This is a genomic window from Streptomyces sp. NPDC044033 (assembly GCF_056434425.1).
Genome location: NZ_JBWKFF010000003.1, coordinates 222,242 through 242,617, shown reverse-complemented (window position 1 = coordinate 242,617; position 20,376 = coordinate 222,242). Strand labels below are relative to the sequence as shown.

The window sequence follows — 20,376 nt, the reverse complement described above, 5'->3', positions numbered from 1 at the left end:
TCCCTCCCGCTGCTGGCGCTTTGGGCCCGGAGGGTCCGAGACGAGAGCGGCACTCAACCACTCGCAATGCCGCCCCACGCGGCAGCCGTCGGTGACACCAGCCCCACACCAGACGACAGGTAGCGAACCAACCCCAGCTTCACCGCCGCTGATCCCTTGAATCACAGGCCCGAGTCGCCGCCGCCCCCGCACCCGAAAAACCCACCACAACGACCTCGCGGCAGCTACCAGCCGCAAAGCGCAGCGAGCTTCTCTGGCCCCAGCCACGAACCCGGGCGGCAGACAGCGAACCGAGGTCAGCCCGCCCCCTCCCCTGCCGCTGCTGGCGCCCTGGACCCGCAGGGTCCGAGACGAAACCCGCACCCACCCACCCCCAATCCCGCCCCACGCGGCAGCACCAGCACCAGCACTGGATCTTCCTGTGGCCCCAGTGCTGCTACTCCTAAGTAGGGTGGAGTTACCGCCCGACAAAAGCGCCATACCGGACGTGGAACTGGGCGGCAACTCCACCCTGTTGCCTGTTCAACTTCATAGGGCGGGCGTATCGGGCACGTCGGCCGTCAGGCGGGGGTTTCCCCACCCCGGGGCCCTTGTTCTGCGGGCGGAAACCCAACCCCGGACCACGGGCCCCGGCGCAGCGCAGCGCGCCGCTGCCCGTTGCTTGTGATCACAGATCCGAGCCACTCGGCGCCGGCACCCGAAACCCTCACCACAACCACCTCGCGGCAGCAGCCAGCTGCTAAGCGCAGCGAGCCTCCCTGGCCTCAGCCGCGAACCTCGCCCGCAGGCAGCGATCCGGCACCGGCCCCGCCCCCTCCCTTGCCGCTGTCAGCGCTTTGGGCCCGGAGGGTCCGAGACGAAAGCCGCATCTGACCGGGCGCAATGCCACCCCACGCGGCAGCCGGCAGCCGGCAGCCGGCAGCCGCACAGCGCCCCGCCTCGCGTCACCTCGGCTCTTTCCGCAGTGTTCGCTGCAGGATTTCGGCCAAGTGGGCCAGGTCTTCCGGGGAGCAGGCGGCGAAGGGGGTCCGGGCGAGGAGTAGTTGGATTGCGCGGGCTCGGATTTTGCGGCCGTGGGGGGTGAGTACGGCCACTCGGACGCGGCGGTCGGTGGGGTCGGTGCCGCGTTCGACGAGGCCGCGGTCGATGAGTTGGTTGATCACGAAGTTCAGGTTGGGGGCGTTGCAGAAGAGGCGGCCGGCCAGGACCTTCATGGAGGGGGCGGGTTCGTCGGGGTCAAGGGCCCAGAGGGCTTGGGCCGTCGCGTGCGTGAGGCCCAGTTCGTCGAGGGGCTGGGCCAGGCGGTCGGAGGTGCGCATGAAGAGTTCGTGGTTGGCGCGTGCGACCGATTCCAACGACTCGTTCTCCATGGCTGAAGGCTAGCACTGTGCTTCGAGACTCGAAGCTGTTATGGTCCTCCGCATGTACTTCGAGACTCGAAGTGTCAATGATTCAAAGGAAGCGCGTATGAGTGCCTATTCCGGCATCACCGCCCTCGTCACCGGAGCGTCCAAAGGAATCGGCGAGGCGTATGCCCGCGAACTCGCCCGGCGCGGAGCCGACTTGGTGCTGGTCGCCCGGTCCGGTGACGCGTTGGAGCGGGTCGCCGACGGGATTCGGAAGGAGTACGGGGGCGAGGTCGCGACGGAGGCAGTCGACCTCGCCGCCGCCGACGGCGTGGACCGGCTCGTCGAGGCGCTGGACCGCCGGGGCCACACCATCGATCTGCTGGTCAACAACGCCGGCACCGGCGCGGTCGGGCCGTTCCTCGAATCCGCGTCCGCGCGCAACGTCGCCTCGGTCGAGCTGAACGTCGTCGCCCTCATGAACCTGACCCACGCGCTCGGCCGCCGCATGGCCGCTCGGGGGAGCGGCGGCATCATCAACGTCGCGTCCACGGCGGCGTTCCTGCCCCTCCCGTACCAGGCGACCTACGCGGCGACGAAGGCGTTCGTGCTGTCGTTCACCGAAGCGCTCGCGGAGGAGTTGCGCGCGAGCGGGGTGCGGGTCATGACCGCCCACCCCGGAGCCACCGACACGGGGTTCTTCGACCACAGCACCGCCACGATGAACCCCGCCCACACCGACTCGCCGGAGCGCGTCGCCGCCAAGACCCTCGACGCCTACGCCAAGGGGGCCGTCAACGCCTACCCGGGCCGCGCGATCATGCGCGCCGCTACCTGGGCCCCACGGCTGCTTCCCCGTACGGTGGTGACGCGTACGGCCGCCCGGTTTAACCGGTTCCTGGGGCTGGACCGCGCGACGGACATCGAAGCCCCCGCCCCGTCTTGACCGCGATCGGCTGCCGGCCAATCCACCGGCCAATCCGCCGGCAGCTCCACCGGCCTCAGCTCACCGGCGCGAACTCGGCAGCGGTCCCGCGCCAGCTCTCCTCGCGCAGGAGTTCCAGCAAGGCCGTCTCCGCCGGGCCCGCGCTCTGCCGGAGTACGGCGATGACGGGCTGGGACACGGCCGGGGACACCGGACGTACGAGGTGCTCGTGGCCCGTAGGCACGGCGGAGGCCGGTACGAGCGTCACGCCCAGCCCTTGGGCGGCCCAGCGTACGGCCGTCGCCGTCTGGGAGATGCGGGCGGTCGTGGTCGGGGCCAGGCCGTTGTCCCGAAGTACGTTCAGGAGTACGGCGTCGAGGGCGCTGTCACGGTCGAACCGTACCCACGGCTCACCCTCCAGTTCGCGCAGCTCGACCCGGTCGGCGGCGAGCAGCGGGTGACCGGGGCCCAGGACCACGACGAACTCCTCGTCGCCCAGGCGGTGGGCGTCGCTGGGGCTGCGCTCGCACGCCGCCATCAGGGCGAGGTCCAACACGCCCCGGCGGCAGAGCTGTTCCAGCTCGGCGGAGCTCGGCTCCTCGAAGACGCTGACCTCCAGCCGGGGGAAGCGGCGGCGCAGCGCGCTGAGCGCGCCCGGCAGTTGCCGGGTACCGAAGCCCATCTGCACCGCGGCCACCAGCTCGCCCACCAGGTCGTCGGCGCCGGCGCGCGCAGTCGCCCGCGCCCGTCGTGACGCGCTCACCGCGACCTCGGCCTCACGCAGGAACGCGCGGCCGACCGTGGTGGGTACGAGCCCGGTCGGCGTGCGGGTGAACAGTTGAACACCGAGGTCCCGCTCCAAGCCGCGGATCTGTTGGGACATCGACGGCTGAGCTACGTGCAGCAGCTCCGCCGCCGCGGTCACCGAACCCTCCTGGGCAACGGCCAGGGCGTACTCGTACTGGCGAAGGCTCATCGGCTCCGTCCTCTCCCGGCGGTGGACCGTGGTCCCCTCCGCTGTCATCGCCGCAATAGTAAGTGACCACTCCGCTGCGGCCCTTGGCCGGCGAACCTCGGCGTCAGGCCGTGCTCGGCAGGGAGTGCGCCAGGAGGGTCCGCGCCGCCGTACGCGCGTGTCGGCCGTAGTCCGCTTCGTCCAGCACCATGGCGCGGCTGGCCGCTCCGTCGGCGAGGGTGACCAGCTGTTCCGCGAGCGCGGCTGGTTCGCGGCAGCCCAGCTCCGCCAGCAGCGCGGTGACCAGCCGCGCCATGCGCAGCTTCTGCTCGCGGGCGTAGGAGTGGACCGCGCTCTGCGGGTCGGGGAACTCCGCCGCGGCGTCGATGAACGGGCACCCGCGCACCGGTGCCGCGTCGGGCGCGGGCTGGTCGAACAGCCCGAGGAGCCGCTCCAGCGGGGGGACGTCCTCGCGGGTCAGCACGGTTTCCAGGGTGGCCCCCGACGAGGCGAGGCCCTGGAGGTGGGCGATCACCAGGTCGTTCTTGGTCCGGAAATGCGCGTAGAGCGTGCGCTTTGACACCGGTGCCGCCTCCGCGACCTGCTCCATGCCGGTCGTGTTGATCCCCTGGGTCGCGAACAGCCGCGCGGCGGCGGCAAGGATGCGCTCCCGCGCGCCCCGACCCCGCCCTTGAGCTGCCGTTGTCGCCGTCGTCGTCCCACTCATACAGCAAGTATACGTCTGCGTTTACTTCGACGGGGAAGGGCTGTTACGGTCGCCTCGATGTAAACGATCCCGTTTACATCGATCGCTGTCGTCTGCTGTCGAGGAGTACCCATGAACCTGTTGTCGCCCACCGAGCTGAGCGGCTGTGCCGAGAAGCTGATACGCGGCCGTCACGCGACCCGCGCGTTCCGTCCGGAGGCGGTGCCCGAGGGCACGATGAGCGCGATCTTCTCCCTGGCCGGCGCCGCGCCGTCCAACTCCAACGCGCAGCCGTGGCGGGTGGAGGTGGCGAGCGGCTCCGCGCGCGAGCGCGTGGCGGACGCCCTGCGGACGGCCCACGCCGCACGCCGCATCTCGGCCGACTTTCCGTACTCCGAGGACATGTACGCGCCGGTGCACCAGGCCCGTCGGGCGGCGTTCGGCGCTCAGCTGTACGGGGCGCTGGGCATCGGCCCTGACGATCACGAGGCGCGCGCGGCCTACGACGCGGAGAGCCTGAGCTTCTACGGAGCCCCGCACGTCGCGTTCCTGTTCGTCACCGGGGACGGCGGGCCCCGGCTGGCCGCCGACGCCGGTGCCTATATGCAGACGCTGCTCCTGGCGATGGCCGCGTACGGCGTGGCGAGCTGCCCGCAGGGGCTGCTGAGCTTCTACGCCGACACGATCCGCTCCGAACTGGCGGTCACAGAGGGGCAATTGCTCGTCGGTGTCTCCTTCGGCTACGCCGACGAGGCCGCCCCGGTGAACCACTTCACCGCCGAGCGGGCCGCGCTCGAAGCGGTCGCGACCTTCCACGGCTAGCGCTGTGGCCGTGAACGTTCACCGAGGCGGGGTGGGCGCTCGGCCTGGTTATGCTGCGCCTCGGGAGTAGCGCTCGGCTGTGAGGGGTCGCGGAATGTTGGTCGAGGTCGCAGGGGTGCGCGTACCCGCAGGACGGGCGGCGGAGGCGGCGCGAACAGTCTGTGCGGAATACGCTGATGCCGCGCTGTACCACCACTCTGTGCGGTCCTATTTCTTCGGCGCGGCCTGGGCGGAGGCTTGCGGCCTCGACTTCGACCGTGAACTGTTCTTCGTCGCGGCCATGTTGCACGACTTGGCTCTCACCCCACCCTTCGACAGTCACACGCTGGCTTTTGAAGAAGCCGGCGGGCACCTGGCCCGCGTCTTCACAGCCGGTCTCGGCTGGCCGGCCGAGCGACGCGACAGAGTGGCTGAGCTGATCGTGCTCCATATGCGGGACGACATCGCGCCGGAAGTGGATGTGGAGAGCCGGCTGTTGCAGGTCGGGACCAGCGCGGATGTATCCGGAACGGGTCTGGAGACGTTCGGCGTCGCCTTCACGGAAACACTCGTCGGTGCATACCCCCGGCTGGGCTTCGCCCGTTCCTTCGTGCGCCTGTTCCAGGACCAGGCGGAACGTAAACCGGGCTGTGCGGCCTCGGAGCTGGCAGCGGGAGACTGGGCGGAACGGGCCCTTTCCCATCCGCTCGATCAGGGCTGAAGCCGGACCGGTGCAGGCGCGGTTCCCGCCCGCAGAGGCCGGCGTCATCATCGCGCGCCGGTAGCGCACCGAACTGGTGCTGCCCCGGCGTACGATCCGGCGCAGCCACTGCCCCTCCTGATCGGTCAGTCTGCCGACCCGAACGGGTTCTGCCACCGCGCCTCCACCTGTCGGACGGTCTGGCGGCTCATCCAACCGGTCCGGCGCTCATAGCCGCGACCCGCAACCCGGCGAACCACCGCGGTCACAGCACGGGCCGGATCACTTGGTCACCTGGTCTCGTGACGGACGGCGACGCCGTGGCGAGTGTGATCGCGGAGGCCCGCGAAAAGTCGGCCCCCTGGACGTCCTCATCGCCATCGTCATCGCCATCGTCATCGCCAACGCGGGCTACGGGCCGGAGGGCGCCTTCGAGGAAACCCCGCCGGGCGCGGCGCGGCGGCTCCCGCCCGTACGGCCCGGACTGTGGGCCGGAACCGCGAAGGACCTTCCTGACCTGGTGTTATGAGCCTTGCTGCGGGGTTCTGCCGGTCCAGGTGGAAGGCGCTGCCGGCCGGCGGGGGAGGCGCGGGAGGTGGCCCGGAGCGGCGGCTGTCCCGCTGGTCGGCTGAAGGCGTTTGGGGCGGGTTTCCACCGGGGCTCCCGGCCCGTAGGAGCGCTGCCGAGCAAGTCCCCCCACTCCGAGGTGTGTTAGACAGGTAGTAATCAAAGGGGTATTTTGCAGCAGCTCAAGCTCGGAATCATGTCGCAGACCCGTAAAGAGAACGAGCACCGTCTGCCGATCCACCCAGCGCATTTCGAACGCATCGACGCCGACCTTCAGCCCAGCATCTATCTACAGACCGGTTACGGAGAGCACTTCGGTGTTCCGGACCGGCAGCTCGCACCGTGGGTCGCCGGATTCCGCTCACACGAAGAGCTGATCGCAGAGTGTGACGTCATCCTGCTGCCCAAACCGCTGCACGAGGATCTGGCGGAGTTGCGGGAGGGGCAGGTGTTGTGGGGGTGGCCGCACTGCGTGCAGGACGAGAAGGTCACGCAGGCCGCCATCGACCGCAAGCTCACGGTGATCGCCTTCGAGGCGATGCACCACTGGACCCGGGCGGGCGGATTCAACCTGCACGTCTTCCACAAGAACAATGAACTGGCCGGCTACTCGTCGGTGCTGCACGCCATGCAGCTGACCGGGGCGACCGGTGACTACGGGCGCCGACGGCGCGCGGTGGTGATCGGCTTCGGCGCCACCGCCCGCGGCGCGGTGACCGCGCTCAGCGCGCTGGGCGTTCACGACGTGGACGTGCTCACCGCCCGCGGCACCACCGCCGTCAGCTCGCCGATCCACTCGGCACGCATCGTGCGCTTCGACCACGACGTCGCCGACGACACCCTCGACCCGCGGCGCAGCGTCGCGCTCACCGAGGACGGCCCGGAGCCGCTGTCCGACTTCCTCGCCGGGCACGACATCATCGTCAACTGCGTACTCCAGGACACCAACGCGCCGCTGATGTTCCTGATAGAGGAGGACCTGGCGAAGCTCACTCCCGGCTCCCTCGTCATCGACGTCTCCTGTGACGAGGGCATGGGCTTCGCCTGGGCGCGGCCCACCACCTTCAACGAGCCGATGTTCACCGTCGGCGACAACGTCCACTACTACGCCGTCGACCACAGCCCCTCCTATCTGTGGGACGCGGCCACCTGGGAGAACAGCGAGGCACTGATCCCGTTCCTGCGGCCGGTCCTCGAAGGACCGACCGGCTGGGACGGTGACCGCACCATCAGCCGAGCCATCGAGATCCGCGGCGGCACCATCCAGAACCCCGCGGTCCTGGCCTTCCAACACCGCGCCGAACAGCACCCGCACGCCCTGCTCTGATTCTTTGGTCGGCGGCGTACTCGGCGCGAGTACGCCGCCGACGTCCCGGACCTCGCGCCGCCTGTGAGAGCAGCTCGACGGCTGCCCGCCCCGGCGGGGACGCTAGGCGGTCGCGAAGCCGCCGTCTTTCTTCACCTCTGCTACGAACCGCGTCCACGCGGTCGGGGTGAACGCCAGGGTGGGGCCGTCCGTGTTCTTGCTGTCGCGGACGGGGACGGTGCCGTGGGGGGCGGCGAGGTTGGCGGCGATCTCGATGCACTGGCCGCCGTTGTTGCTGTACGAGGACTTGAACCAGCGGGGGGATTCGGTGGACGTCATGAGGTGCCCTTTCGTACTGGGTCGATCACGGCCCCTGATCCGCTGGTGGCGGGTCAGGGGCCCTGTCCGTTCCGGGCCGCCGCCTCTGGCTAGGCAGTTGTGAAGCTGTCGCCCTTCACGCCGGCCACGAAGGTCGTCCATGCCGTCGGGGTGAAGGAGAGCGTGGGGCCGTCCGTGTCCTTGCTGTCGCGGACAGGTACGACGTTGCGCGAGGCAGCGAGGTTGGCCGCGATCTCGATGCAAGCGCCGCCGTTCTCACTGTACGAGGACTTGAACCAGCGGGGGGATTCGGTGGACGTCACGAGGTGCCCTTTCGTATCCGGCTAATCATGGCCACAGACGCCGCCTGGGAAGGCGCTTCGGCCTGTAGCTGATGGTAGGCCGTCAGCATGGGCAGTACGAACGTGCTTTCTCGTTCGAGGTGGCCGCGCGGCGCAGCCTCGGCGTACAGCATGAGGGAGCGGTCCGACATGGTCAGTAGGTACAGCGGCAGGCTTAGCGTGCGACGAACCCCCATGCTGAACGGGGCGACCTGGAGCACGGTGTTCGGCAGCTCGGCGAACTCGGTCAGACGCGCCAACTGCGCCTCCATGACAGACCTGTTCCCAATAGGCCGCCTGAGACAGCTCTCATCGAGCACCACGAAGACGAGCGGGGGCGACGTCCGGGTTAGCGAAGCTTGGCGCTCGGCGATGAGGGCTATCCGCTCGGCTCCCTGCTCCGGTGAGATGACGCCACGTTTGACGGTGCTCTCTACCAGCGCTGTCGCGTACTCCGGTGTCTGGAGCAGACCAGGGATTACTCCCACCTCGTACAACCTGATCTCGGCCGCCCGGCCCTCGTGCCCTACATACTCCGGGAAGCCTTCCAGGAGGCTTCCGTGCCTGATCTCCCGCCACTCGCGCTCGAACGTGTCGGCGGTGTCGGTGATGCCGAAGGCAATGTCAGCGCGACGCGCGAAGCGGAGAGTCGGCATCTTGCGACCAGTTTCCACGGCCGAAATATGCGTACTGGAATACCCCGTGTGTTCGGCGAGGTCTTCCTGCTTCCACCCGCGATCTTCGCGTGCCTTGCGCAGGCGTGCACCGAAGGCAGCTTGGGGACTGCTGTCAGGGTTCAACTCTTTGATGTTCAAGGGCTCGTGAGGACCTTCCGTGCTCGACTGACACGTTGAACGGTCCTTGACTCTAGGACACGATGATTCCCCTTGGTAGCCGTATCGCTACAGAGAGGAGTCGTTATGCCCTCGAACGTTCCTCCGAGCCTTCACCCCGTGCCTCAGTGGGGCTCCGGAAGCCCGGACGTAAAAGACGACGCACTCGCGGAGTTGGAGCGCGCGATCGTGGCCGGTGGGTTCTGGCGCTTAGCGCCTGACTGGTTGCCGCGTGAATACGCGGAGCCGACACGGGAGTTGACCGGGCGGGTGCGGGACGGACTGAGGCGGTTGATCACATGAGGAGTGCGGCGCGGGAAGCGCTTTCCCGGCTGATGGAGGAATTGGGGGCCGATGGAGTGCTCCTGGTGCTCAAGCCGACATGGCCGGTGCCCGGCGTGCTCGACGAGCCGGCCGCCAGGCCCAGCCCCCCGACCGGCTCCATCGCGTTCCCGCCGTGCGCCTGCGCCGAACACCGCGCGGGCCGGGGCAAGCCCGATACGGCCGTCCGTCTCAGCGCCAAAGGCAGCGCCAAGGACAGCGCCAAAGGCAGTGCCAAAGACGGCGGAAGCGGAAGCGGAACCGGAGGTCGAAGCGACAGCGGGGACGGCTCCTGAGTCGAGGGCTTCCCTCGGCGCTCGCCGCTCGGTGCCGTTTCCGGCACGTCGGAAGGGGCGCGCGCGGGTGGCTATCCGGAGCCCGTACCGGACGGCCGAGACACGTCTATCGCACCCTTGGGGTGGTGGCTGAAATGAGCTGTTTCGGGGCTGCGTCGAGCAGCCGCACAAGCCTTTTTCAGCCCCGCTCCCGGCCGATAGCCCCCCTTCCTTTGGCTGATCTGGCCCTGGACGCGTACGCCGAGGGCGGCGCCGCGTCGGGCTGGGACATGGCGGGGGTGCGCACTGCGCCATGAGGCGCCGCAGGGGGGGGGGGGGGGGGGGGGGGGGGGGGGGGGGGGTGGGGGAGCCCCCCCCCCCCCCCCCCCCCCCGCCCCTCAGTCGTCCAGCGCGATCGCGCTCTTGGCGTGGTCGCGGGCCGCCTCCGTGTCGGGTTCGAGCGGGCTGCGGCCCGCCAGGGCCTGGTTGATTCGGATGAAGGGGCGCATGCGGTCCTCGGTCCGGGCGTACGCGGCGCGGTGGTCCCCGTCCGCCGCGGCGAGCGAGTCGGCCAGTACGTACGCGCCGACCAGCGCCAGGCTGGTGCCCTGGCCCGTGATCGGGGAGGGGCAGTAACCGGCGTCGCCCACCAGGGTCACGCGGCCCTTGGACCAGTGCTCCATGCGGACCTGCGCCATCGTGTCGTAGTAGAAGTCGGGAGCCGCCCACAGGGCCTTGAGGAGCCGCCGGCTCTCCCAGCGCAGGTCGGTGATGCGTTCGGCGGCGCGCGCCTTATGGGCTTCGGTGTCGCGGTAGTCGTAGTCGGCCAGGTCGCCCTTGAAGCCCAGGGTGATTCTCAGCTCCGAGTTGTCGGGCACCGGGTAGGCGATGAGGGCGAAGGCCATGTCGCCGTCGTTGATACAGATCTGCCAGTTCTCCAGGTCGAGGAAGTTGTCCGTGCCGAAGATGGCTATCTGGTGGCCGAGTTGGTGGATGAGAGGCTGCTCGGGGCCGAACGTCAGGGCCCGTACGGTGGAGTGCAGGCCGTCGGCCCCGACCACGAAGTCGAAGGTGCGGGGCGCGCCCCGTTCGAAGGTGGCCCGTACGCCGTGTCCGTCCTCGTCGAGGGTGGCGATGGAGTCGCCGTATACGTACTCGACGTCGTCACGGGTCGCGTCGAGCACGATCCGCGAGAGGTCCTCGCGCATCAACTCGACGTCGGTGCTGTCGAACCGGCCGCCGGTGAGCGTCCGCTCGGTGGTGCGGTCGATCTCGTTGCCGTCGCGGTCGAGTGTGGACATGCCGTGCATGTGGGTACGGGCCGCGCGCACCTCGGCGCCGAGACCCATCCGTTCGATCACGTCGAGCGCGGCGCCGCGGATGTCGATGGCCTGGCCGCCGGGGCGCGGGGCGGGGTTGCGTTCGACGACGGTCGGGGCGAAGTCCCGGCGGCGCAGCCAGTAGGCGAGGGCGGGGCCGGCGATGCTCGCGCCGGAGATGAGAACAGTCTTCATGCGATCTCCTCAGTCATGCGATCTCCTGAGTACGCCGCACGGAGGGCGTACGGCGTACAGGGGACTGACCCGATCGAGAGGGCGCCTCGATGCAACAGCACATTACGGGCGGGGGGTTCGAGCCAAAAGAGGCACTGGAGGCGGTAGGGGCAGAGGTCGCAGGGCCGGCAAGGGCAGCGGATGTCTCGGTGTTGTTTTTCTTTGCTGTTTGCTGACCGGGGCGGATGCTCGGGCCGTACCGGTTCGGCGGCGGCGCCGTGCGGTACGCGCGTACCTCGGCGAGCGGCGACCGGTGACGGGTGACGGGTGATCGGCGACCGGAGGCCGGAGGCCGGTGACCGGCTTCGAGGCGGCGGACACGGGCCGGACGGTCGGCGGGTGGCAGGGGTCACGGACAGCTTGGGCAATGCACGTATATGGTCCGGGTAAAGCGCCCGTCTACCGGAGACGCGCGGGAGACGAGGACGGACAGTGGGCGGGAGAGCCTATGGGCGGGCGCTGCGCGCGGTGGCCTGTGCCCTGATGGGCTGGCAGGTGTGGCTGGTGTGGCGGCTCTCCAGCTACGACGCCTCGACGGTGGAGTGGTCCTGCGACGCGACCGGCGGCTGCGCCAGCGACCAGTTCGCGTCCATGGCCCCCTTCGTGGGGATCGGCTCCGCACTGCTCTTCGGCTTCCTCGCCGCACGGTTCCTCCAGCGCGCCGTGGTGGGCGCGGCCGTGGCGCTCGCCGCGCTCGCCGCCATCGTCGGCTGGTACGACGCCGTGGACGCCGGCCGGGTCGGGTACGGCACCGTTACCGATTTCTTCATCATCGTCCCCTTCGGCCGCTTCCCCGTCTCGGGCTGGCTCACCTTCCTGTGGGCCGTCGCCGGGGCCGGCTGCCTCGCCGCCTGGTGGGGCGCCGCCGTCAGCATGCGCCGCACCGCCGCGCTGCGCCGCCTCTCCCGCCGGTACACGACCGCCGACGCCGAACTCCACGGCTGGCGGACCGTCGGCGGCAAGTACGGCGAGGTCACCGTGGTCTTCGACGACCTGCGGGGCGACCGGCACGAGGTGCCGGCCATCGTGGAGCGCGTCGCTCTGGAACGTACCGTCCAAGCCGTGTACGACGAGGCCCGCCCCGACGACCCCGCGTGCACCAGGGTCGCCGTGTCCCGCAGAAAGCTGCTGCGCTTCTCATGACCCCAGCGACCCGCTTCGTGCGCCAGTTCTTCTCGCCGGTCGCGCTGCTGACCGCCGTTCCTGTCGGCGCGGCCCTCGCCGCCCTCGTGCGGGGCGCCGTCGAGGGCCCGTTCTGGCTGCTGCTGATCGGACTCACCGTCACCGCGGGGGCGCTGGCCTTCCTCGGCGGGGTCGCCGAGAGCGGGCAGGGCGGCCGGGCCGTCGAACTGCGCGCCGGAGGGCGGCGGGCGTACGCGCCCGCGCTCGTCAACTCCGTGCGAGCGGTGCACAAGGACACCGGCCGGACCGTCCTCGACCCCCGCGACCAGAAGACCGTGTTCGCCTTCGATCTGACGGTGGTGCCGGAGGGCATGCCCGCGTACCGCGTCGAGGTCCGCCACCCGCTGGACCTCCAGGACCTGCTGCACCGCAAGTGGGGAGTGGTGGAGTACGACCCCCGGCACCCGTGGCGGGTCGTCGTGCCCAACAACCCGCCGGGGGAGTGGACGGCGCGCGCCCAGCGGCTGGACCCGGAGACGGTCCGGGCCACCAGCGGCCCCTCCCCGGCCCTCCCGGCCGGGTCCCAGATCCTGGTGCTGGGCGCGGTCGCGGCGGGGCTGTTCCTGTGGCTGCTGTGGTCGGTGGGCTGAGGGGCGGTACGGGCGGTACGGCTGTCCCGCGGTTTCAGCCGTGGCGGCGGGGGTTCTTCTCGATCACTTTTCCGTCGAGACCGGCCACCAGATACGCCGAGCCGTACGCGTCCGAGACATAGACCTTGACCACCGGCTGCTTGTTCAGGAACGGATAGGCGGGGTCCACGTCCAGGAAGTGGCTGGTCGGCTTCGGGACGCCGAGGTCCTTGTCCGCCGTGCGCAGCAGCGCCGGCAGGGCGTCCCAGCGGAACTTCTCCAAGTCCACCATGGCGGTATCGGGCATGAGGGTGCCGCCCGCGCGCTCCCGGGTGGCCTTGCCCTTCTCGTACGCGAAGTGGTCGTACAGGTTCTTGTCGTTCTTGGCGGGCGCCTCGGCGCTCGCCCGCGTCCGGTGGATCGTGAAGTCGGTGACGCGGGCGCCGCCCATCACCGGCTTCAGCTCGCGGATGACGGTCCGGACCCCGTCGGGCGTCAGCAGGTCGGTGCCGTCCCGCTCGGCCGCCGTCCCCGCGGCGCCGGGGATCTCGTCGGCCGCCTGCCCCTCCGGGGCGGGCAGCAGCGCCCAGACCAGCGCGGCGGTCACGACCGTTCCGACGAGGGAGGCCGCGAGCGGCACGACGCGGGCCCGGCGGACCCGGCGGCGTGCCTCCCGCTCGGTGAGTGCGGGGGAGGGGGCGGAGGAGGAGCTGGAGGGACTGGAGGGAGGGGCGAAGGAGTTGGAGGAGAAGGACGAGGAGGTGCTGGAGGTGGAGGTGGAGGAGAAGGACGCGAACCCCGGGCCCGGCTTCGGCGGCGGCATGGCCCTGGTGCGGTCCGGCGGTATGACGGCGGTACGGGCCGGGGGCGCGGCGTCCTGCGGCGCCTTGGCGGCCGTGCGCTTCTCCCGCCGCTCCTCCTGCCTCGCGTTCCGGCTGTTCTGGACGTTCCGGCTGTTCCGACCGTCCTGGCCGTTCCCCTCGCACGCGGCCGACAGCATCCGGTCCAGCGCCCCCGCGTCCGGCCTGGCCGCGGTGGACCGCGTCAGCAGCGCCTTCAGTACGGGCGTCAGCGCGCCCGCCCGCTGCGGCTCCGGGATCTCCTCGTCCAGGAGGGCCGCCAGCGTCGCGAGCGTGCTGGCCTTGCGCAGCGGGTGCCGGCCCTCCACGGCGACGTACAGCAGCATGCCGAGCGACCACAGGTCGGAGGCGGGGTCGCCCTCATGGCCGCGGAGGCGTTCGGGGGCGATGTAGTCGGGGGAGCCGATGAGCGCGCCGGTGGCCGTGAGGCTGGTGGCGTCGCGGATCGCGGCGATGCCGAAGTCGGTGAGCACGGGCCGGCCGTCGGTCCGCAGCAGGACGTTGGCGGGCTTGACGTCGCGGTGCTGGATGCCCGCGGCGTGGGCGGCGCGCAGCGCGGCCAGCACCCCGCGGCCGATCCGGGCGGCCTCGGCGGGCGGCAGCGCGCCTTGGGCCAGGCGGTCCTGGAGGCCGGCGCCGGGCACCAGCTCCATGACGATCCACGGGTAGGAGTCCTCGCCCTCGTCCACGATGTGGTGGATGGTGACCACATTGGGGTGGTCGAGACGGGCCAGGGCGCGGGCCTCGCGCAGCACCCGGCCGCGCAGGGCCCGGGCCGCGGCGGGGTCGTTCTCGGCGAGTGCGGGGTCCGGCGGCCGTACTTCCTTCAGCGCCACATCGCGGTGCAGGGCGAGGTCGCGGGCGCGCCACACCATGCCCATGCCGCCGCTGCCGAGCCGGTCCACCAGCTCGAACCGGCCGTCCACGACTCTGTCTGCCGGACCTGTCAGGCTCATGGTCACGAGGGTATCGGTGCGGGGTGACACCGGGACTCCGGGCCTGGCTCCGGCTCCGGCTCCGGCCCCGGCCCTGGCCCTGGCCCCGGCCCTGGCCCCGGCCCTGGCCCTGGCCCCGGCCCTGGCCCTGGCCCCGGCCCCGGACCTCGACCGCGGCGGTGAGGCGGTCGGCCGGATGCGCGGGGCCGGTGGTCCACCTGTGGTGTCCACCGCCGGAGCTCTCGCCGCTACCCGCAGCCGGCACTCTCCCCGGTGTCCACAAATGCCGAACGGGAGGGAATCGCGCGACTGCTGCCGGTTTGGCATGAACAGAGGCGTATTGCGTGGCCGTTGCGCCCGGAGAGTCTCAAGGGGTGGGGGCGGGGACAACAGGTGTACGCACCAGGCATGATGAGTGGTACCGAAGTGCGTATAGGGGCCCATGGGCCCGTCGAGGAGGGAACGTCCGCGTGAGGCGCCATCTGACGGTCGGCCGGGAGCAGGGCGACGACTACCCGACGATTGCCGAGGCCCTCAAAAAAGCGGGCGAGGGGGCGGTGATCACCGTACGGCCGGGCCGGTACGCCGAGAACCTCGTCATCTCCCGGGTGGTCACCATCACGGCCGAGGGCGGACGCGGCACCGTCGAGGTGGTGCCGCGCCGCGGCACCGTCCTCCAGGTGACCGCCGAGGCCGCCAAGATCTCCGGGCTGGTGCTGCGCGGTCAGGACGACGACCTGCCCGCCGTCGACGTGCCGCGCGGTCAGATCGCCCTGGAGAACTGCGAGATCAGCGGGGCGTGCTGGACCGCCCTGCTCACCCGCGACAACGGATCGGTGGCGATGCGCGACTGCCGGGTCGTCAACCCGGCGGGCGCGGGGATCGTCGAGACCTCCGCGGCGCGCAGCGCCATCGAGGACTGCGTCATCGAACATCTCGGCAGCTCCGGTGTGGTGATCAGCGACGGAGGCGACCCGGTGGTGCGCCGCTGCGTGATCCGCGACGCCCGCGGCAACGGCGTCCTCGCCAACGGCCGGGCCCGCGGCACCGTCGAGGAGTGCACCATCTCCACCACCGACAAGCCCGCCATCGCCCTGGAAGAGGAGAGCAGCACCCGCGTGCTGCGCACGACGGTCCGCGACGTGGTGGTCGGCGTGTACGTGTCCTCCTCGGCGCGGACCGTGCTGGAGGACTGCGAGGTGCAGGACGCCTCCGGGCACGGCATCGTCCTCGACTCCGGCACCGACCCCAAACTGGTGCGCTGCACCACCGCCCGTACCGGCGGCAACGGCATCCACGTCACGGGCCGCGCGCGCGGCGTCTTCGAGGAGTGCACGGTCACCGATTCCCGCTCCGCGGGCGTGTGGGCGGGGGACTGCGCGGGACCGGCGTTCACCCGGCTCACCGTGCGCGGCGGCGAGGGCGCGGGCGTCGAGCTGGCCGAGGAGTGCGTCGCCGAGTTCGACCGGCTCTCGGTGCGCGACGCGAAGGACAGCGGCGTGGTGGTGCGCGGCGGGGCCAACCCGCTGCTGCGCCGGGTCGAGATAGCCGAGGTCGGCGGGCACGGCGTCGAGGTGTCCGAGGACGGCCGCGGCCGCCTGGAGGGCGGCGAGATCTGTGACACCAAGCGCGCGGGGCTGCGGGTCGCGGACGGCGGCGACCCGTACGCGGGGCAGATCACCTTCCGGCGGACGGCCGCGGCGGGTGTCTCGGTGGGCGCACAGGGCCGCTGCACGCTGCGCGACTGCGAGGTCGGCGGTGCGGGCCGGGAGGGCATCGCCGTCGAGGAGGGCGGCGAGCTGGCCCTGGCCCGTACCAAGGTGCGCGAGAGCGCCAAGCACGGCGTGCTGGTGGCGGCGGGCGGCCGCGCGACCCTCAACGGCTGCGAGCTGGCGGTCAACGGCGGCGACGGCCTGCGCGTGGACAGCCTCGAAGCCGTGGGCGCCACCGCCTGCTCGGTGCTGGACAACCGGGGGGCGGGGCTGCGCGGCCCCGCCAAGTCCACGCGGCTGTCCGTGGAGAGCCTGACCAGCCGCGGCAACGGCTCGGCCGACTCGTGGGACGGCGCGCCGGAGCCGGAGCCGAGCGCCGGTACGGGCGTGGAACCGGCGGCCGACGGCACCGCCGGACCGGCCGCGCCCGGCAGACCCGCACCCGAGCGCGCCGACCCCGAGGGCCCGCTGGCCGAGCTCCAGAGCCTGGTCGGCCTGGAGGCGGTCAAACAGCAGGTGATGACCCTGGTCAACCTCAACAGACTCTCCCGGCGCCGCCGCGCCGCCGGGCTGCCGGTGCCCTCCACCGCCCGGCACCTGGTCTTCGCGGGTCCGCCCGGCACCGGCAAGACCACTGTCGCCCGCCTCTACGGCGCCATCCTGGCCGAGCTGGGGGTGCTGCGCACCGGACACCTCGTCGAGGTGTCCCGCGCCGACCTCGTGGCGCAGGTGGTGGGCGGCACGGCGATCCGGACCACCGAGACGTTCGAGAAGGCGCTGGGCGGCGTGCTGTTCGTCGACGAGGCGTACACCCTCACCCAGGACGGCGGCGGATCGGGCCCCGACTTCGGGCAGGAGGCCGTGGACACGCTGGTCAAGCTGATGGAGGACCACCGTGAGGACGTCGTGGTGGTGGCCGCCGGGTACGCGCCGCAGATGCGCAACTTCCTGAACTCCAACCCCGGCCTCTCCTCGCGCTTCAGCCGGACCGTCGAGTTCGAGAACTACTCGGTCCGCGAACTCGTCACCATCGTGCGGACCATGTGCGAAGCGCACCGCTACGAACTGACCGAACCGGCCGTCCTCGCGCTGGAGCGCCACTTCGAGGGCATGAAGCGGGACGACAGCTTCGGCAACGGCCGCGCCGCGCGCAAGGTCTTCGAGGAGATGATCGACCGCCAGGCGTTCCGGCTGGCCTCGGTCGTCGAGGTGGCCGAGCCGGAGCTGACCCGGCTCACCCCGCAGGACGTCGGAGTGCAGCCGCCCGCCGCGACCGGGGCGGGCGCGGGCAAGCGCGACGAGGACCGGGTCACGGAACTGCTGGAGCGGCTGCACGCGATGGTCGGGCTGGCGGCCGTGAAGACGGAGGTCGAGGACCTCGTCAACCTGCTGGCCCTGGCGCGCAGGCGGGAGGAGGCGGGGCTGCCCGCCCCGCCGATCGGCAACCACCTGGTCTTCGCCGGCGCGCCCGGCACCGGCAAGACCACCGTCGCCCGGCTGTACGGCGAACTCCTCGCCGCGCTCGGCGTGGTCGCCCGGGGCCAGCTCGTGGAGGTGGCACGGGCCGACCTCGTGGGCCGGTACGTGGGCCACACCGCGCAGCTCACCCGGGACGTCTTCGAGAAGGCCCGCGGCGGTGTGCTGTTCATCGACGAGGCGTACACGCTCACCCCCGAGGGCGCCGCCGGCTCGGACTTCGGGCAGGAGGCCGTGGACACGCTGGTCAAGCTGATGGAGGACCACCGCGACGAGGTCGTGGTGGTGGCCGCGGGCTACACCCGCGAGATGGAGGGGTTCCTGGCGTCCAACCCCGGCCTGGGCAGCCGGTTCTCCCGGCGGGTGGACTTCGAGGACTACAGCGACGAGGAGCTCGTCTCCATCGTGCGGGCCCAGGCGGTCGCGGACGGCTACGAGTGCGCGCCGGACACGGTGACGGAGCTGCACCGCTACTTCGCCGAGATGGAGCGCGGCCCCAACTTCGGCAACGCGCGCACGGCCCGGCGCGTCCTGGAGGCCATGGTGACCCGCCAGGCGGGCCGGCTGAGCCGGACGCCCACCGCCGGGATCGACGACCTGCGGCTGCTGCTGACGGAGGACCTGGAGGGCGCGACCACCCTGCGCTGACCAGCCGTTGACCGCGCCGCCGGCCGGGCCCCAACAGCCCGGCCGCCACGGTATGTACGGGCCGGTCGGTGCGGTGAACCGGCGCGGGGCCGTGCCGCCGCCCTGGTATGTACGGGCTGGTCGGCGCGGCGAACTGACGCGGGACCGTGCCCCTGCCCCGGTACGTACGGACTGGTCGGTGCGGTGAACCGCGGCGGGACCGTGCCGCCGCCCTGGTACGTACGGGCCGGTCGGTGCGGCGGACCGGCGCGGGACCGTGCCGCCGCCACAGAATCGGCGCGGGACCGCGTGCCGCCGCCCCGATCGTGCCCGTACGGCCTGGTTCGCACCGGTGCCGTACGTCCTCGGTCGCAGCCCGCCCCGGCGCTCCGGCCGGCCGCCGCTACGATCGGCGTATGCGATCTTCCCGCCGCCCCGCCTCGCGCGGGCCCGCAGGGGCCGCCCTGGCCGCCGTGCTCCTGATACCGGTGCTCGCCGTTCCGGCCGGGGCGGACTCGAAGGGGGACGACGGCTCGCTGCCGCAGATCCCCTCCGTCCTGTCCGAGGGGCAGCAGTGCACCCCCGCGTCCAAGAAGAGTTCACCCAAACTTCCCTGGGCCCAGAGCTTCCTGGGCCTCCAACGGGCCTGGCAGCTGAGCCGCGGGGAGGGCGTGACCGTCGCCGTCGTGGACACCGGGGTGGACACCGCCCACGTGCCGTCGCTGGCCGGGCAGGTCATGGCGGGCCCGGACGCCGCGTCGTCGGGCTCCGCCGGCGACGACTGCGTCGGGCACGGCACGTTCCTGGCCGGGATCATCGCCGGGCGGCAGCAGCAGGACGTCGCGATGGCCGGAGTCGCCCCCCGGGCCCGGGTGCTGGCGATCCGCGCCACCGACAAGCAGGGCGCGACGACCCCGGGCGCGCTGGCCAAGGGCATCCGGGCCGCGGCGGACGGCGGCGCCCGCGTCATCGACGTACCGCTGGGCGTCGACTCCGCGCCGGACGACCTGAAGTCGGCGGTCCGCGACGCGCAGGGCAAGGGCGCGCTGGTGGTGGCCGCCGCCGACCCGACGGGCCAGGGCAAGGGCCCCTCCTACCCGGCCGAGCTGCCGGGCGTCGTGGCGGTCGCCGCGGTGGGGCCCGGCGGCGTACCGCCGCAGAAGAGCGGGGCGGACCCGAACGGTGCGGCCGGGAACGGCTCGGGCGCCAGCGCGTCACAGCCGGAGCTGAGCGCCCCCGGCGTCTCGGTGGTGGGCCCGGGGCCCGGCGGCGCGGGCCAGTTCACGGGCAGCGGGGACGGCGTGGCCAGCGCGTACGTCGCGGGTACGGCGGCCCTGGTGGCCTCCTACCGCCCGGGCCTGACGGGCAAGGAGATCGCCCACCGGCTGGACGTGACGGCGAACGGAACGGGCGCCGCCACCCCCGACCCGGCTCTCGGCTGGGGCACCGTCGACCCCGTGCAGGCGGTCTCCGCCGCGCTGGCCGATGGCGCCGCACCCGGCCGCGCCGCCGACGCGCACCGTGCGGCCGCCATGCCGCCCGCGCCCTCGAACGGCGCGCGCGACCAGTCCCTCGTGGTCGCCGCCATCGCGGGCGGCGGGGTGCTCCTGGTCGCCCTCGCGGCGGCGGTCCTGCCCCGCGCCCGCCGCCGCGGCTGGCGCCCCGGCGGTACGACCGGTGCGACGGGCACGGCGGGCACGGCCGGCTGACGCCCGTACCGTCGGTGGTACCGCGCCTCGTAAGGGGCGCGGGAACCGCGCGATCAGCGGCAGGCGGCCCGCAGCCGACCGAGCGCGCGTTCAGCTGAGTGCTGGGGGCCGAGGTGGGCAGCGTGCCCGTATCCCCGGCGGCCCGACCGACGCGACCGGCCCGACCGGCCCGACCCACCGGCCCGACCCACCGGCCCGACCGGCCGACGCCCGTACCGTCGGCTCAGGTCCGTCCCCCCGGCGGGCGCAGGGGGGGGAGGGGGGGGGGGGGGGGGGAAACAGGAGCGGAAAAAAAAGCCCAGAAAGGGAGGGGGGGGGAAATTCTCCCCCCGGGGATCCCCCCCCCCAGATCGCTTCAC

18 protein-coding genes and 1 pseudogene are annotated in these 20,376 nt (G+C 71.9%); 10 read left to right on the top strand and 9 right to left on the bottom strand.

Features of this window, described 5'->3' with window-relative positions; translation table 11 throughout:
* Positions 1-944 precede the first annotated feature (944 nt).
* Positions 945-1,370 carry a MarR family winged helix-turn-helix transcriptional regulator gene (locus tag AC07AB_RS08465; protein WP_478562142.1) on the bottom strand — a complete coding sequence of 142 codons (426 nt, stop codon included), beginning with the start codon at positions 1,368-1,370 and terminating at the stop codon, positions 945-947.
* Between the two features lie 97 nt (positions 1,371-1,467).
* On the opposite strand from AC07AB_RS08465, the gene AC07AB_RS08460 reads away from it, so the two are divergent.
* Complete coding sequence (locus tag AC07AB_RS08460) at positions 1,468-2,292, top strand: SDR family NAD(P)-dependent oxidoreductase (protein ID WP_478562139.1); 825 nt, start codon at positions 1,468-1,470, stop codon at positions 2,290-2,292.
* 55 nt (positions 2,293-2,347) lie between these two features.
* On the opposite strand, the gene AC07AB_RS08455 is transcribed toward AC07AB_RS08460, so the two are convergent.
* Both AC07AB_RS08455 and AC07AB_RS08450 read right to left on the bottom strand, forming a co-directional pair.
* Positions 2,348-3,247, bottom strand: coding sequence for a LysR family transcriptional regulator (locus AC07AB_RS08455; protein WP_478562635.1), 900 nt, complete (start codon positions 3,245-3,247; stop codon positions 2,348-2,350).
* A 103-nt stretch (positions 3,248-3,350) separates the two neighbouring features.
* Positions 3,351-3,953 (bottom strand): TetR/AcrR family transcriptional regulator, encoded by a 603-nt coding sequence (locus AC07AB_RS08450; protein ID WP_478562136.1) that lies wholly within the window; start codon positions 3,951-3,953, stop codon positions 3,351-3,353.
* A 111-nt stretch (positions 3,954-4,064) separates the two neighbouring features.
* On the opposite strand from AC07AB_RS08450, the gene AC07AB_RS08445 reads away from it, so the two are divergent.
* The gene (locus AC07AB_RS08445; RefSeq protein WP_478562133.1) at positions 4,065-4,754 is read left to right on the top strand and encodes a nitroreductase; all 690 of its coding nucleotides are present in this window, start codon (positions 4,065-4,067) and stop codon (positions 4,752-4,754) included.
* 94 nt (positions 4,755-4,848) lie between these two features.
* On the top strand, positions 4,849-5,454 hold the full coding sequence (locus tag AC07AB_RS08440; RefSeq protein ID WP_478562130.1) for an HD domain-containing protein: 606 nt from the start codon (positions 4,849-4,851) through the stop codon (positions 5,452-5,454).
* Between the two features lie 18 nt (positions 5,455-5,472).
* On the opposite strand, the pseudogene AC07AB_RS08435 reads toward AC07AB_RS08440, so the two are convergent.
* Positions 5,473-5,610, bottom strand: a pseudogene (locus AC07AB_RS08435) (IS630 family transposase); the annotation flags it as partial.
* 109 nt (positions 5,611-5,719) lie between these two features.
* Here AC07AB_RS08435 and AC07AB_RS08430 point away from each other — a divergent pair.
* Together AC07AB_RS08430 and AC07AB_RS08425 are read left to right on the top strand one after the other, a co-directional pair.
* Positions 5,720-5,962 (top strand): hypothetical protein, encoded by a 243-nt coding sequence (locus AC07AB_RS08430; RefSeq protein ID WP_478562127.1) that lies wholly within the window; start codon positions 5,720-5,722, stop codon positions 5,960-5,962.
* A gap of 210 nt (positions 5,963-6,172) precedes the next feature.
* A complete protein-coding gene (locus tag AC07AB_RS08425; protein ID WP_478562124.1) occupies positions 6,173-7,327 on the top strand; it encodes a N(5)-(carboxyethyl)ornithine synthase in 1,155 nt (384 codons plus the stop codon).
* Between the two features lie 102 nt (positions 7,328-7,429).
* Here the strand turns inward: AC07AB_RS08425 and AC07AB_RS08420 are convergent, their stop codons facing one another.
* The 3 genes from AC07AB_RS08420 to AC07AB_RS08410 form a co-directional block, all read right to left on the bottom strand.
* Complete coding sequence (locus tag AC07AB_RS08420; protein ID WP_478562121.1) at positions 7,430-7,645, bottom strand: DUF397 domain-containing protein; 216 nt, start codon at positions 7,643-7,645, stop codon at positions 7,430-7,432.
* Between the two features lie 89 nt (positions 7,646-7,734).
* On the bottom strand, positions 7,735-7,947 hold the full coding sequence (locus AC07AB_RS08415) for a DUF397 domain-containing protein (protein WP_478562118.1): 213 nt from the start codon (positions 7,945-7,947) through the stop codon (positions 7,735-7,737).
* Positions 7,944-8,780 carry a helix-turn-helix domain-containing protein gene (locus AC07AB_RS08410; RefSeq protein WP_478562115.1) on the bottom strand — a complete coding sequence of 279 codons (837 nt, stop codon included), beginning with the start codon at positions 8,778-8,780 and terminating at the stop codon, positions 7,944-7,946. The genes AC07AB_RS08415 and AC07AB_RS08410 overlap by 4 nt, the downstream gene beginning before the upstream one ends.
* A 386-nt stretch (positions 8,781-9,166) precedes the next feature.
* Here AC07AB_RS08410 and AC07AB_RS08405 point away from each other — a divergent pair, with 386 nt between their 5' ends.
* Complete coding sequence (locus AC07AB_RS08405) at positions 9,167-9,415, top strand: hypothetical protein (RefSeq protein ID WP_478562112.1); 249 nt, start codon at positions 9,167-9,169, stop codon at positions 9,413-9,415.
* Between the two features lie 377 nt (positions 9,416-9,792).
* Here the strand turns inward: AC07AB_RS08405 and AC07AB_RS08400 are convergent, their stop codons facing one another.
* Positions 9,793-10,908 carry an FAD-dependent monooxygenase gene (locus AC07AB_RS08400; protein WP_478562109.1) on the bottom strand — a complete coding sequence of 372 codons (1,116 nt, stop codon included), beginning with the start codon at positions 10,906-10,908 and terminating at the stop codon, positions 9,793-9,795.
* 471 nt (positions 10,909-11,379) lie between these two features.
* On the opposite strand from AC07AB_RS08400, the gene AC07AB_RS08395 reads away from it, so the two are divergent.
* Both AC07AB_RS08395 and AC07AB_RS08390 read left to right on the top strand, forming a co-directional pair.
* Positions 11,380-12,090 carry a hypothetical protein gene (locus tag AC07AB_RS08395; protein WP_478562106.1) on the top strand — a complete coding sequence of 237 codons (711 nt, stop codon included), beginning with the start codon at positions 11,380-11,382 and terminating at the stop codon, positions 12,088-12,090.
* Entirely contained in the window at positions 12,087-12,719 is a 633-nt protein-coding gene (locus AC07AB_RS08390; RefSeq protein WP_478562103.1) for a hypothetical protein, read from the top strand. The genes AC07AB_RS08395 and AC07AB_RS08390 overlap by 4 nt, the downstream gene beginning before the upstream one ends.
* 34 nt (positions 12,720-12,753) lie before the next feature.
* On the opposite strand, the gene AC07AB_RS08385 is transcribed toward AC07AB_RS08390, so the two are convergent.
* Positions 12,754-14,514 carry a serine/threonine-protein kinase gene (locus tag AC07AB_RS08385; protein ID WP_478562101.1) on the bottom strand — a complete coding sequence of 587 codons (1,761 nt, stop codon included), beginning with the start codon at positions 14,512-14,514 and terminating at the stop codon, positions 12,754-12,756.
* 449 nt (positions 14,515-14,963) lie between these two features.
* On the opposite strand from AC07AB_RS08385, the gene AC07AB_RS08380 reads away from it, so the two are divergent.
* Both AC07AB_RS08380 and AC07AB_RS08375 read left to right on the top strand, forming a co-directional pair.
* On the top strand, positions 14,964-18,329 hold the full coding sequence (locus AC07AB_RS08380; RefSeq protein WP_478562098.1) for a right-handed parallel beta-helix repeat-containing protein: 3,366 nt from the start codon (positions 14,964-14,966) through the stop codon (positions 18,327-18,329).
* Positions 18,330-18,724: 395 nt separating this feature from the next.
* Positions 18,725-20,017, top strand: coding sequence for a S8 family serine peptidase (locus tag AC07AB_RS08375; RefSeq protein ID WP_478562095.1), 1,293 nt, complete (start codon positions 18,725-18,727; stop codon positions 20,015-20,017).
* The last annotated feature ends 359 nt before the right edge of the window (positions 20,018-20,376 follow it).

Excerpts from the sequence above, each read along its gene's own strand:
- AC07AB_RS08465 (WP_478562142.1), bottom strand. The coding sequence starts at position 1,370 with ATGGAGAACGAGTCGTTGGAATCGGTCGCACGCGCCAACCACGAACTC.
- AC07AB_RS08460 (WP_478562139.1), top strand. The coding sequence starts at position 1,468 with ATGAGTGCCTATTCCGGCATCACCGCCCTCGTCACCGGAGCGTCCAAA.
- AC07AB_RS08455 (WP_478562635.1), bottom strand. The coding sequence starts at position 3,247 with ATGAGCCTTCGCCAGTACGAGTACGCCCTGGCCGTTGCCCAGGAGGGT.
- AC07AB_RS08450 (WP_478562136.1), bottom strand. The coding sequence starts at position 3,953 with ATGAGTGGGACGACGACGGCGACAACGGCAGCTCAAGGGCGGGGTCGG.
- AC07AB_RS08445 (WP_478562133.1), top strand. The coding sequence starts at position 4,065 with ATGAACCTGTTGTCGCCCACCGAGCTGAGCGGCTGTGCCGAGAAGCTG.
- AC07AB_RS08440 (WP_478562130.1), top strand. The coding sequence starts at position 4,849 with ATGTTGGTCGAGGTCGCAGGGGTGCGCGTACCCGCAGGACGGGCGGCG.
- AC07AB_RS08420 (WP_478562121.1), bottom strand. The coding sequence starts at position 7,645 with ATGACGTCCACCGAATCCCCCCGCTGGTTCAAGTCCTCGTACAGCAAC.
- AC07AB_RS08400 (WP_478562109.1), bottom strand. The coding sequence starts at position 10,908 with ATGAAGACTGTTCTCATCTCCGGCGCGAGCATCGCCGGCCCCGCCCTC.
- AC07AB_RS08390 (WP_478562103.1), top strand. The coding sequence starts at position 12,087 with ATGACCCCAGCGACCCGCTTCGTGCGCCAGTTCTTCTCGCCGGTCGCG.
- AC07AB_RS08385 (WP_478562101.1), bottom strand. The coding sequence starts at position 14,514 with ATGAGCCTGACAGGTCCGGCAGACAGAGTCGTGGACGGCCGGTTCGAG.
- AC07AB_RS08375 (WP_478562095.1), top strand. The coding sequence starts at position 18,725 with ATGCGATCTTCCCGCCGCCCCGCCTCGCGCGGGCCCGCAGGGGCCGCC.